The organism is Ruegeria sp. CH10, from assembly GCF_056537125.1.
This window is the reverse complement of the sequence record NZ_JBQFQY010000006.1, coordinates 24,457-36,482: the sequence shown is the minus strand read 5'-3', so window position 1 is coordinate 36,482 and position 12,026 is coordinate 24,457. Positions and strand designations below refer to the sequence as shown.

Here is a 12,026-nt window from a genome sequence, read left to right as displayed (position 1 = left end):
CGCGGACATCTGGACGATTGCAACCTCTTCTGCCCCGGAAAGCGCAGCTTGCCGAACATCGCCAAAACACCCATGGCGATCAGAAAGAGGGTGACAATCTTGATAATCACATCACAACCCGAAACGCGCATAGGCGGCGCGCTCCTCAAGCCCGGCGATGGCGTCCTGCGCCAGCGAGGCCCCAAAGCGCGACCAGAACGGTTTGCGCAGGCCATAGCGGCGGAACCTGACTTTGTCGCCAAACCGTTCCTGCATCTTGGGTTTCAGATGGGCTATTCCGTCGATCAGGCCCAGCGCCTGCGCGCGGCGTGCCAGCCAGACCTCTCCGGTAAAGAGGTCCTGCGTTTCGTCCAGCTTGCCGCCACGGCGGGTTTTCACATGGTCAATAAAATTCTCGTGAATGTCGGCCAGCAACCCTTCGAGTCGCGCGACATCCTCTTTCTTTTCCGGCGAGAACGGATCGAGCATGGATTTCGACTGCCCCGCCGTATGCACCCGCCGTTCGATCCCCTGCCGTTTCAGCAGGACATGCGCGCCAAAACCCGCCGAGATCACCCCGATAGACCCCAGAACCGAGCTGTCATCGGCGTAAATCTCATCCGCCGCCGCCGCCAGCCAATACCCGCCCGAGGCTGCTACATCCTCGACAAAGGCAATGACAGGTACGTTCAATTCCTCGGATAGCCGCCGGATACGCGCCCCGATCAAAGAACTTTGCACCGGCGATCCACCGGGCGAGTTCAGTTCCAGCGCAACAGCGGCAGGCTTACCCTTGCGAAACGCTTTTTCAAGCACGGGGGCTAGCGTGGTGTCGGACATCGACCCGCGCCCAGCCATTCCGATGGCACCGGACAGCCGCACAACGGCCACGCAGGGTTGTTTTTTCGTGAAGGGCAGGCGCAGTTTCATGGGTGCCGATGTAGAGTGCGCCCTACGGGTAAACAAGGGACGCGCTTCGTGATAGATGCGACGTGAACACATTTCCTAGGGTCAGTGGGCAAAAATGCAACGCCCGTCGCACCCTAGCTGCGAATGCGCCATCCAGTTTTGAATATCCATCCGATGATGCCCAGACACAGGCCGGTAAAGGCGACAATGGCCAGCAGGCTGAACCCGATCGGGACATCTGCCAGCCCGTAGAACGACCACCGAAAGCCCGAGATCAGATAGACCACCGGATTGAACAGGGTGATGGTCTGCCACACCGGCGGCAGCATCGAGATCGAATAGAATGTTCCGCCCAGAAAGATCAGAGGCGTCACCACGAGCTGCGGCACCAAAGACATCTGTTCGAAATTGCTGGCCCAGATACCGATGATGAACCCCAACAATGAAAAGCTGAGGCAAGTCAGGATCAGAAACGCCGCCATCGCAACGGGATGTTCGATGCGTAAATCCACAAAGAACGAAGCCGTGACAAGGATGACCATCCCCACGAACAACGCCTTGGTCGCCGCCGCCCCAACATAGCCAATCACGATCTCGATGAAGTTCACCGGGGCCGACAAAAGCTCATAGATCGTGCCAAGGAATTTGGGGAAATAAATCCCGAACGAGGCATTGGAAATGGCCAGTGTCACCACCGACAGCATAACCAGCCCCGGCACGATGAAAGCCCCGTAAGACACGCCCTCGACCTCTTGAATTCGGCTGCCGATGGCGGTGCCAAAAACCACGAAGTACAATGAGGTCGACAGGACCGGAGACAGAAAGCTCTGCGCCAGTGTGCGAAAGAACCGGGCCATTTCGAACCGGTAGATGGCGGCAATGGCGGACCAGTTCATGCGGGTTCTCCCGACACCAGATTGACGAAAATCTCTTCCAGGCTGGATTGACGGGTCTGCACGTCGCGCAACACCAGCCCCGCCTGCGCCACATCATTCAACAAGGTGGTGATGCCAGTGCGATCGGCATGGATGTCATAGGTATAGACCAGCGCATCCCCCGCACCGTTCAGCACCAGATTATGCGCCGCCAGACTGGCCGGAATGGCCGTGATGGGCGCGGTCAGCATGACCTCGATCTGCTTTGTGCCCATCTGCGCCATCAGCGCGTCCTTGTCCTTCACCAGCAGCAGCTGCCCCTTGTCGATGACACCCACCCGGTCGGCGATGGCCTCAGCCTCTTCGATATAGTGCGTGGTCAGGATAATGGTGACACCCGCCTGTTTCAGCTCGGCCACGATCTCCCACATGTCCTTGCGCAGTTCGACATCAACGCCGGCGGTCGGCTCGTCCAGAAACAGCACGCGCGGCTCATGCGCCAGCGCCTTGGCGATCAACACCCGGCGCTTCATGCCACCAGACAGTTCCTTGATCGCGTTCTTGCGTTTGTCCCACAGGGACAGTTTGCGCAGAATCTCTTCGATCTTTGCGTCGTCGCGACCCAGACCAAACAGACCGCGCGACAACCGCACTGTGTTCCAGACCTTCTCGAACGGCTCCAGCGCGATCTCCTGCGGCACCAACCCGATCATCCGGCGCGCCGCGCGAAACTCGGCCTGAATATCATGCCCACCCACTGTCACAGACCCGGAACTGGGCGTGGTGATCCCGCAAATGGTCGAGATCAGCGTCGTCTTGCCCGCCCCGTTGGGCCCCAAAAGCGCAAGGATTTCCCCCTGCTCAATATCCAGCGAGACGCCTTTCAGCGCCTCGAACCCATCGGCATAGGATTTGCGCAAATCCTTGATCGAAAGAATGGTGGTCATGCAATTTTCCTGTTCTGCGGGCGACCCTACCCCGACGATACAGCGCAGAACAGGCCAATTCCGCACAGGGTTCTGCGCTTTTTTGCTTGCCGGGACAGGGGTCTTGCAATTTGCCATCGATGCCGAAACCCTGCGGGCAATTCACCGGAAGGGGCGTCAAATGCTAAACGGGTTTCGGATTATCGAGGTCGAGGGCCTGGGCCCCGCCCCCTTTGCCGCCATGCTTCTGGCAGATATGGGCGCGGACGTGATCACCATCCACCGCAAGGGGCAGGCCGTGACACCGGGAATGCCGGAACGGTCGATTCTGGACCGGGGCAAGCGCTCGATCGATCTGGACCTGAAAGATCCCGCCGATCTGGAGATTGCCAAACACCTCATCGCGTCCGCCGACGCGCTGATCGAAGGCTTCCGCCCCGGTGTGATGGAAAAACTCGGCCTTGGACCCGCCGCCTGCCATGCGCTGAACCCAAGGCTGGTCTATGGGCGGATGACCGGCTGGGGTCAGGACAGCCCGTTGTCGGACACCGCCGGGCATGACCTGAACTACATCGCGCTGTCGGGGGCCCTCTGGTACGGCTCCCCTCCGGGCCACCCGCCGCAAACCCCGGCGACATTGGTCGGGGATATCGGCGGCGGCGCCCTGTATCTGGTCGCGGGCCTGCTGGCTGGCCTACTGAACGCACAGCGAACAGGTCAGGGCACCGTGGTTGACGCCGCCATCTATGACGGCTCGGCCCATATGATGAACCTGCTGCTCAGCCTTGGCCAAACCGGCAACCTGTCAGATACGCGCGGCCAAAGCCTGCTGGACGGCCCGCATTGGAGCCGAACCTACACCTGCGCCGACGGAGGTTTCGTCACAGTTCAATGTCTGGAACCCAAATTCTACGCACTGTTTCTGGACAAACTGGGGCTGTCAGACGACCCCGACTTCCAACACCAATACGACCGTTCAACATGGCCCAAACTCACCGAACGTCTGGCCCGGCTCTTTGCCAGCCAACCGCGCGACCACTGGGCCACCCTCTTTGAAGGCTCGGATGCCTGCGTCGCCCCCGTGCTCAGCCTGACCGAGGCCGCCGCCCACCCCATGAACACGGCCCGTCAAACCTGGCGAGACACGGACGGAACACTGCAAACCGCCGCCGCCCCGCGGTTCACAAATCATGACTGGCATCCCAAACCCAGCCCGAAACGTGGCGAGCACACCAAAGACATCCTCAAAGACCTCGGAATCCGGCGCTGATCCGCCCTTCATCTGTCCAAAAATATCCCGGGGGATGAATTGGCCGCAGGCCAAGAAGGGGGCTGGCCCCTTCCCTTGCTTACCGCCCGCGCACCGTATCGATCATCAACTGCACGTTCTCAGGATCCGCATCCGGCGTGATCCCGTGGCCAAGGTTGAAGATATGCGGCCCCTTTGAGAACGCCTCGACAATCCGCCGCGTCTCATCCACCAGCGCCTGCCCGCCCGTCACCATATGCGACGAAGCCAGATTGCCCTGAACACAACCATCCACCTGCACATGCTCTGCCGCCCAATCCGGCGAGACCGAGTTGTCCAGCGCCACGCAATCCACACCGGTGGCCTTGGCGAAACCGATATAGCCGTCGCCCGCCTCACGCGGGAAGCCGATCACCGGAATACCGGGATGGCGCGCCTTGATGGCCTGTGTGATCACCCGGCACGGCTCAACCGCGTATTTCTGGAACGCGTCGCCTTTCAGCGACCCGGCCCAGCTGTCGAATATCTTGACCACCTCGGCCCCGGCTTCGATCTGAGCGGAAAGGTATTCGATCGTCGCCAGCGTAATCCGCTCCAACAGCGCCTCGAACAGGGCTGTGTTTTCTTCGCGCAGCGCATGCGCGGGGCCCTGATCCGGCGTTCCGCGCCCGGCAATCATGTAGGTGGCCACCGTCCATGGCGCGCCCGCGAAACCGATCAGTGTTGTCTCGGACGGCAAGTCCCGCGACAGAATGCGTACCGTTTCATAAACGGGCGACAGGGTCTCATGAATATCTGAGACCGGTTTCAGCGCATCAAACTCCGCCTGCTGAGTGATGGTCGACAGGCGCGGCCCTTCGCCGGTCACGAACCACAAATCCGCGCCCAGCGCCTGCGGTACCAGCAGAATGTCAGCAAACAGAATCGCCGCGTCGAACCCGTAACGACGGATCGGTTGCAGGGTCACTTCGGCGGCCAACTCGGGATTATAGCACAAGGACAGGAAATCCCCGGCCTGCGCCCGGATCGCGCGATATTCGGGCAAATAGCGTCCCGCCTGCCGCATCATCCAGATCGGCGGCACATCCTGCACCTCACCCGCAAGCGCCCGCAGCAGTTTTTTTGTCTCGGCCATCTTTGCCCCCAATCATCCGGTTTGCCGCAACGGGTCCTCGTTCGGCGGCAATTTGTCAAGCCATGCCCCCATTGTCAGGGCAATGTGACGCGACTAAAGCTGTGCGTATGACACTGAACCTGCCCACACCCGCCTCACCTCTGAAAATCGGCACCCGTGGATCGCCTCTGGCGTTGGCACAAGCCTATGAAACCCGGCAACGGCTGGGTGCCGCGTTCGACCTGCCTGACGAGGCGTTCGAGATCGTGGTGATCAAAACCACCGGCGACAACCGCGCCATGATCGACGCGGACCGACCGTTGAAAGAGATCGGCAACAAGGGCCTGTTCACCAAAGAAATCGAAGAGGCGATGCTGCGCGGTGATATCGATATCGCCGTACACTCTACCAAAGACATGCCGGTTGATCAGCCCGAAGGTCTGGTGCTGGATACGTTCCTGCCACGCGAGGATGTGCGCGATGCGTTCATCTCTCCCAGCCTGAACTCGATCCACGACCTTCCGCACAGCGCAGTGGTCGGCACGTCTTCGCTGCGCCGTCGGGCGCAGTTGCTGAACCGGCGTCCCGACCTGAACGTGGTGGAATTTCGCGGCAATGTGCAGACCCGTCTGAGGAAACTGGCCGATGGCGTGGCCGACTGCACCTTTTTGGCCATGGCCGGTATCCGCCGGCTGAGCATGGACGAGGTCCCCGCCACCGCGATCGCACCCGAAGACATGCTGCCCGCCATCGCCCAAGGCACAATCGGCATCGAACGCCGCAGCGACGATTCCCGCGCAGCTTGTATGCTTGAAGCGATCCATGACATGGAAACCGGGCACCGTCTGACGGCTGAACGCGCCCTGCTGGCGGCATTGGACGGGTCCTGCGAAACCCCGATTGCCGGTCTGGCCGAACTGCAAGGCAACCAGCTGCGTCTGCGCGGCGAGGTTTTGCGCCCCGATGGGTCTGAATCCATCACCGAAGAGGTCACGGGTGCCGTGGCGGACGGGGCCGAGATGGGCCGCGCCATGGCTCAGACCCTGCTAAACCAAGCCGGTCCCGGCTTTTTTGACTGGAAAAGCTGAAAATTTTATTCAATGTGAACTACTTCACTGTGCCCCTCCGGTTAAGATGGCATAACGGTATCACACCACCTGAGATGTTGGTTCAGTCTCGAAAAAGTCGATAGTTTTAGTGTAGTTTCTTTGAGTAAGTGGTATTCGAGGGGGCGAGACCAGACCTTGATATCCAGGTGGTTCGGGCCGCTGTCCAAATCGGGCAGCGGCCCATTTTGTTTTCTCGAATCCATCGTTACGCGGCGCTGATTGCCTGCACCGCATGCGACACCGCAATCCGCGTTTGGTCCAGATCAGCCTCGGTCACCGCCAGAGACGGGTAAAGCTTGCCGGGGGATTTGAAGATCCCATGCGTGCGCAACGTATCGTTGTAGAGCGTATTGCACGCAGGATCGTCATGCTTGGCGCTGCGATAGTCGCGACAGGACGCATCGGTAAAGTAGATGTCGAACAGGGTTTCATCGCCGCAAATCCGGTGCGGGATGCCAGCCTTGGTCAGCGCCTGGACCTGCATTTGCTGCAAGGCGGCCCCGGTCGCGCGCAACTGATCATAGACACCGTCACGGCGCAGAACCTCCATGGTTTTCAGCCCCGCGACTGAGGCCACCGGATTGCCGGACAGAGTGCCCAATTGCATCAGCCAGCCCTCTTCGCCCACTTTGGCCTTGTCGAAATGCTGCATGATCTCGGCACTTGCGCCCAGCGCGGCCAAGGGGAACCCCCCGCCGATGATCTTGCCCAGCGTACAGATGTCGGGCGTGACCCCGTACCGCTCCTGCGCACCGCCATAGGCCAGACGGAACCCGGTGACGATCTCATCAAAGATCAGCAGGACATTGTGTTTGTCGCACAGGTCGCGCAGCCCTTGCAAATATCCGGGTAGGGGCGGGATGATCCGCTGCAACGGCTCGACCATGATCGCGGCGATGTCGTCATGCTCGTCCAGCAGGGCCGCCACGGCCTCGAGGTCGTTGAATGGTGCGATCAGCATCTGTTCGGCCACGCTTTCGGGAATACCGGCGCTGTCTGGCACCGCCTGAGGGAAATTGACGCGGCGGCTGGGCGCAAGGCTCATCTGTGCCTCGGCGCTCATGCCGTGATAGCCGCCTTCGAATTTCAGGATTTTGTTGCGGCCCGTATAGGCGCGCGCCAGACGGATTGCATACATATCCGCCTCACCGCCCGAGGCGACAAAGCGCACCTGCTCGCAGCAAGGTACCGCGTCGATGATCGCTCCGGCCAGTTCGATGCCTTTGGCGTTGTTGGCAAAGAAGGTCATGCCCCTGGGCAGTTGTTCCAGCACGGCCTCCATCACCTCGGGGTGGCCATGACCCAGCAACATCGGGCCCGAGCCGATCAGGTAGTCGATGTATTCGGTGCCGTCCTCATCCCAGACGTGACTACCCTCGCCACGAGCGATGATGATACCGGGATCGAAATTGCCAAACCCACCGGCGGGCAATACATCAGTCGCGCGGGCGATCCATTCGGATTGAGTGTTGATCTTGAGCATCTCACACGATCTCCAATATCGGGGAACCAAGGGTTTCGGGGTCGGGGGTGACACCAAGGCCCGGACCTTCGGGCGGGGCTATTCGGCCATTGTCGCGGTTTGGCGCATCCGGGCACAGGCGCGGTGACACATAAGATGACAGATCGCATGTGTTCATCAGTGATCCATGCGGGGTCGAGGCCGCGAAATGCAATGAAGCCGCCGTGACAACATCGGACCCCCATGTGCATTCAGCGCAGATCTCAGCCCCCAAGTGCACGGTCAGATCCCGCGCCCGGCGCATGGCCGACAGCCCGCCAAACTTGGACAGTTTCAGCGCCACCGCATCCATGCAGCCAAGTTCATGGGAACGCAGCAGCGAAGCCAGATCATGGGCGTTTTCATCGATCTTCATGGGCAACCCGGTCGCCTGCCGGACCGCCGCGCAATCATCCAGCGTTTTACAGGGCTGTTCCAGCATCACGTCCAGATGCGCCACAGCGCGGCCCGTGCGCGTGGCCTGAAGGCGTGACGCCCCGCAATTCCAGTCGCCATAGACCAGCGGCCCCGGCCCCACGGCCTCGCGCACTTTGATCAGACGCTCCGCATCTGCCTGCCAATCGGCTTCGACCCCCAGCTTGACCTGAAACTGGCGAATGCCGGTCTGATAGGCAGTCTGCGCAATCCGCGCCATGTCATCCGGGGCGATGCAGGTGATCGAATGATAGAGCGGCATGTCCTTGCGCGTACGTCCACCCAGCAGGGCATAAACCGGCTGGCCGGTGGCCTGCCCGAACAAGTCCCACAAGGCGATATCGACCGCCGATTTCGCGTAGCGATGGCCTTGCAGGAACCCGTCGAGCTTGCGCATCGGCGCGTCGGCTCCGAACGGTGAGATACCAAGGATCTCTGGCCCCATTTCCGCGACTGCAGCCGGAACACCGTTGGCATAGGCGGGCAGGTAATGGGGGATCGGGCAGACCTCACCCCAGCCTTTCAGACCGGTATCGGTTTCCAGACACAGGATGTGGGATTTGACGGTGGCACAGGTTTTACCCTCGGCCATGTGGTAGGTTTCGTGGCTGGTCAGGTCGACGGACCAGAGGGTTATCTTGGTGACTTTCATAAAGCCCGCCTTTCCTGTTTGAGCGGAGTGCCGTCAGAGGGGCCAGCCCCTCTCTTGGCCTGCGGCCAATTCACGCCCCGGGATATTTTTGGCCAGATGAAGATGCGGATCCTCTCCTCCTCATGCCGCGCCCATCTGCGGAAGACCGCTCAGCCCCTCTCCGCGCCACAATATGAACGTCAGGATCGACTGGCTGGACGTGGTCATCGCGTGACTTTGCCAACTGGCGTGCAAGCGTGTCTGATTCACGGTCAGATCGGCGTCGTTGCCCTGAACCCTGAAGCGCGCGCCTCCGGCAAGGACCAGATAGAGTTCCTCGGCTTCATGGCAGTGCCAGTCATATTGCAGGCCCGCACCCCAAAAAGCCACGTAGCCGCGCAATTGGGTCGAACGGAAATGACCGGTAGGGCCGAACAATTCGTAGTAGCCATAGCGGTTCAGGAAGTCCGCTCCGACTTCGTCCTCGGAATAGGTGAGCTTCCAATCCGCCAAATGCGCAGTTGCACAGATCGCCTGAGCCAGCGCTTTGGTGGGGCCGTCAGTCACCTCGGTGGTTTGGACCAAAGGCACGGCGGGGATCACGTTGGGGGGCACATCCGCAGGCTCCAGATCGGTTGGCCAATCTCCAAACCCGGCCAGATCAGGATGCATCTGGTGCAGGTTTTGCGCTGCGGTCAGAACATCGTCAAGCGTCATGGTTTGACGCTGATTTTCCAGGACGGGGGGATTGGGTGTAAGCAAGTCCATATGCGGCGGGTTTGTCATGCGGTCTCCATTAGGGCATCAGTACGGGGCAAGAGGCTCTGCGGGTCATAGGCAGGTTCGCCCAGCACCCGCGCAGCACGGGGGCTGCCGTGTATGATCACCTGCAGCCTGGTGCCGGGCGTCGCGGCTTCGGGTTTGACATAGGCGAAGGCCAGGATTTTGCCGACGGTGTGACCGTAAACCACCGAAGCTGTCGCGCCGACAACCTGGTCATTCAGCATTACTGCTTCGCCGCCATGACCATCGATCTCACCATCGGGTTCGATTTCCAGATAGGCGCAGATCCAGGGCAGATCGGTGTTCAGGGTCTTGTCCTTGCCCAGATAGTCCTTATCGCTGCGGGCAAAGCGCAGCACGTCGGCCTCGGCCAGAGTGACCTCATTGGTCAATTCACCTGCGCCTTTGAAACCCTTCTCCATTCGCATCACGTTCATGGCGAAGCTGCCATAGTCGGCGATGCCATAGGGTTCACCCGCCGCACAAAGCGCAGTGTAGACGTCACGGCAGGCGGCGCTAGGCATGTGCAGTTCCCAACCCAGCTCACCAGCGTAAGACATGCGGAAGGCCCAAACCTGATGGCCCGCGATGGTGATGTCCTGCGCAGACAGCCAGCGGAATCCGGCATTGGTCAGATCAGCATCGGTGCAGCGCGCCAGCACGTCACGCGCGCGGGGGCCGTTCAGCGACAAGGCTGACCAATCGGACGAAAGGGCGACGATGTCGACAGAATTTTCGTCGAAAATTCTTGCGCCGCGCAGATGGTCCAGCAGGCGCTGTTCGAAGAACGCGGCGCAGACCAGATAAAAGCGATCTTCGGCCATGCGGACAATCGTAGTCTCCAACTCGATCCGGCCCCGACGGTTCAACATATGGGTCAGCGTGATCGAGCCCACCTTTTGTGGCATTCGGTTCGCAGTCAGGTGATCCAGCAACGCATAGGCCCCCGGGCCAGAGACCTCGACCTTGGTAAAGGCTGTCACATCCATGATGCCGACGCGCTCACGCACCGCTTTAACCTCGGCTGCGACCATGTCGTCTGCTGGGGTACGGCGGAAGGAATAGTGATCGCGCTGTTCGACCCCATCCCGCGCGAACCAGCGGGGGCGTTCGAAGCCGTAGACTTCCTCATGCACCGCGCCTTTGGAGTTCAGCAGATCATAAAGCGGTGACGGCTTGATCGGACGCCCCTCCAATCGGTTGAAATGCGGGAAGGGAATTTCGTGGCGCAGGCAATAGTCTTCCTCGGCCTTGATCACCTGCCAGTCCTTGGTGGCATAGCTGCCAAACCGGCGCGGGTCGAATTCCCGCATCGAGATATCGGCGGCCCCATGCACCATCCATCGCGCCAGTTCGCGCGTAAGGCCCGGGCCCCAACCGATGCCGATCTGCGTCCCGCAGCAGCACCAGTAGTTTCGAACCCCCGGCGCGGGCCCGATCAGAGGGTTCCCGTCCGGCGGATGCGAGATCGCCCCATGCACGTCACGTTGGATGCCCAGCTCAGCAAAGATCGGCATCCGGTTCAGGCTTTCCTCAAGCCACGGCATCACCCGGTCGTAGTCGGCATCGAACAGCCAGTTTTCGTACTCCCAAGGACAATGATCATGCCAGACCGAGTTCGGGTTTTCCTTCTCGTATATCCCGATCAACCCGCGCTGCTGCTCCATCCGGATATAGCCCGAAACCTTGCGGTCATCGCGGATCACAGGCAGCTCTTTGTCCAGATTCTGGAACTCGGGCACCGGCTCAGTCACGAAATAATGGTGGGTCATCGAGGTCATCGGCAATTGCAGCCCCGACCATTCGCCCATCTGACGCGCATAGGTGCCGCCCGCGTTCACCACATGTTCACAGGTGATGGTGCCTTGCTCGGTTTCGACCACCCACTCACCACTCTCGGCCTGCGTGATGTTGGTGGCGCGGCAGTTGCGGAAGATGCGGACGCCCTTTTCGCGTGCACCCGCGGCCATCGCCATGGTCACATTGGTTGGATCGACATGCCCATCATCCGGCGTGTGCAGCGCGCCCAAGACCCCGTCGAGATTGTAGAACGGATGCAGCTCGGCCACCTTCTCAGGGCCGACCAGTTCAATGTTGAACCCCAGCGAACGGCCCACCGACAAAGTATGGCGCAGCCAGTCCATCTCATCCTCGGTATAGGCCAGACGGAACGAGCCGCAGCCATGCCATGTCACCGGTTGGCCGGTTTCAGCCTCCAACGCGCCGGAGTAGAGACCGATGTTGTAGTCCACGCATTTGCCCAGCCCAAAGCTTGAGGTCGAATGCGTGATCTGACCCGCCGCGTGCCATGTGCTGCCGCTGGTCAGCTCGGCCTTTTCCAGCAGGACGGTATCCTCGCCCCAGCCTTCATGCGCCAGATGATAGGCCAGACCGACCCCCATGACGCCGCCTCCTACGATGACCACGCGGGCGTGGGTGGGCAATTTCTTCTCGGACATGACATTTCCTCTTCCCGAGTCGCTTTTCTGCTCGACAGGCTAATTCCACATTTGTA

At 60.6% G+C, this 12,026-nt stretch carries 10 protein-coding genes; 2 read left to right on the top strand and 8 right to left on the bottom strand.

The annotated features are described in order from the left end of the window. Positions 1–111: 111 nt before the first annotated feature. The 3 genes from ACRZ94_RS16595 to ACRZ94_RS16585 all read right to left on the bottom strand — a co-directional run bounded on the left by ACRZ94_RS16595 (position 112) and on the right by ACRZ94_RS16585 (position 2,710). Positions 112–909 (bottom strand): S49 family peptidase, encoded by a 798-nt coding sequence (locus tag ACRZ94_RS16595; RefSeq protein ID WP_480655648.1) that lies wholly within the window; start codon positions 907–909, stop codon positions 112–114. 113 nt (positions 910–1,022) lie between these two features. Then, positions 1,023–1,784: an ABC transporter permease gene (locus ACRZ94_RS16590; RefSeq protein ID WP_480797864.1), complete on the bottom strand. Its 762-nt coding sequence runs from the start codon at positions 1,782–1,784 to the stop codon at positions 1,023–1,025. Next, the gene (locus tag ACRZ94_RS16585) at positions 1,781–2,710 is read right to left on the bottom strand and encodes an ABC transporter ATP-binding protein (RefSeq protein ID WP_480797863.1); all 930 of its coding nucleotides are present in this window, start codon (positions 2,708–2,710) and stop codon (positions 1,781–1,783) included. Before ACRZ94_RS16585 ends, ACRZ94_RS16590 begins: the two co-directional genes overlap by 4 nt. A 160-nt stretch (positions 2,711–2,870) precedes the next feature. Between ACRZ94_RS16585 and ACRZ94_RS16580 the strand changes: the two genes are divergently transcribed. Beyond that, complete coding sequence (locus tag ACRZ94_RS16580; RefSeq protein ID WP_480797953.1) at positions 2,871–3,959, top strand: CaiB/BaiF CoA transferase family protein; 1,089 nt, start codon at positions 2,871–2,873, stop codon at positions 3,957–3,959. A gap of 79 nt (positions 3,960–4,038) precedes the next feature. On the opposite strand, the gene hemE is transcribed toward ACRZ94_RS16580, so the two are convergent. After that, a complete protein-coding gene (gene hemE, locus ACRZ94_RS16575) occupies positions 4,039–5,073 on the bottom strand; it encodes a uroporphyrinogen decarboxylase (RefSeq protein ID WP_480797862.1) in 1,035 nt (344 codons plus the stop codon). Positions 5,074–5,180: 107 nt separating this feature from the next. Between hemE and hemC the strand changes: the two genes are divergently transcribed. After that, on the top strand, positions 5,181–6,140 hold the full coding sequence (gene hemC, locus ACRZ94_RS16570; RefSeq protein WP_480797861.1) for a hydroxymethylbilane synthase: 960 nt from the start codon (positions 5,181–5,183) through the stop codon (positions 6,138–6,140). Between the two features lie 226 nt (positions 6,141–6,366). Here the strand turns inward: hemC and ACRZ94_RS16565 are convergent, their stop codons facing one another. From ACRZ94_RS16565 to ACRZ94_RS16550, 4 genes are all read right to left on the bottom strand, one after another. Beyond that, entirely contained in the window at positions 6,367–7,644 is a 1,278-nt protein-coding gene (locus ACRZ94_RS16565; RefSeq protein ID WP_480797860.1) for an aspartate aminotransferase family protein, read from the bottom strand. Between the two features lies 1 nt (position 7,645). Then, complete coding sequence (locus ACRZ94_RS16560) at positions 7,646–8,749, bottom strand: mandelate racemase/muconate lactonizing enzyme family protein (RefSeq protein WP_480655660.1); 1,104 nt, start codon at positions 8,747–8,749, stop codon at positions 7,646–7,648. A 120-nt stretch (positions 8,750–8,869) separates the two neighbouring features. Then, positions 8,870–9,514: a dimethylsulfonioproprionate lyase family protein gene (locus tag ACRZ94_RS16555; protein WP_480797859.1), complete on the bottom strand. Its 645-nt coding sequence runs from the start codon at positions 9,512–9,514 to the stop codon at positions 8,870–8,872. After that, positions 9,511–11,970, bottom strand: a complete 2,460-nt coding sequence (locus ACRZ94_RS16550; protein WP_480655664.1) for an FAD-dependent oxidoreductase — start codon at positions 11,968–11,970, stop codon at positions 9,511–9,513. The genes ACRZ94_RS16555 and ACRZ94_RS16550 overlap by 4 nt, the downstream gene beginning before the upstream one ends. Between the last annotated feature and the right edge of the window lie 56 nt (positions 11,971–12,026).

Coding starts and splice junctions, on each gene's coding strand:
- ACRZ94_RS16595 (WP_480655648.1), bottom strand. CDS start 909: ATGAAACTGCGCCTGCCCTTCACGAAAAAACAACCCTGCGTGGCCGTT.
- ACRZ94_RS16590 (WP_480797864.1), bottom strand. CDS start 1,784: ATGAACTGGTCCGCCATTGCCGCCATCTACCGGTTCGAAATGGCCCGG.
- ACRZ94_RS16585 (WP_480797863.1), bottom strand. CDS start 2,710: ATGACCACCATTCTTTCGATCAAGGATTTGCGCAAATCCTATGCCGAT.
- ACRZ94_RS16580 (WP_480797953.1), top strand. CDS start 2,871: ATGCTAAACGGGTTTCGGATTATCGAGGTCGAGGGCCTGGGCCCCGCC.
- hemE (WP_480797862.1), bottom strand. CDS start 5,073: ATGGCCGAGACAAAAAAACTGCTGCGGGCGCTTGCGGGTGAGGTGCAG.
- hemC (WP_480797861.1), top strand. CDS start 5,181: ATGACACTGAACCTGCCCACACCCGCCTCACCTCTGAAAATCGGCACC.
- ACRZ94_RS16565 (WP_480797860.1), bottom strand. CDS start 7,644: ATGCTCAAGATCAACACTCAATCCGAATGGATCGCCCGCGCGACTGAT.
- ACRZ94_RS16560 (WP_480655660.1), bottom strand. CDS start 8,749: ATGAAAGTCACCAAGATAACCCTCTGGTCCGTCGACCTGACCAGCCAC.
- ACRZ94_RS16555 (WP_480797859.1), bottom strand. CDS start 9,514: ATGACAAACCCGCCGCATATGGACTTGCTTACACCCAATCCCCCCGTC.
- ACRZ94_RS16550 (WP_480655664.1), bottom strand. CDS start 11,970: ATGTCCGAGAAGAAATTGCCCACCCACGCCCGCGTGGTCATCGTAGGA.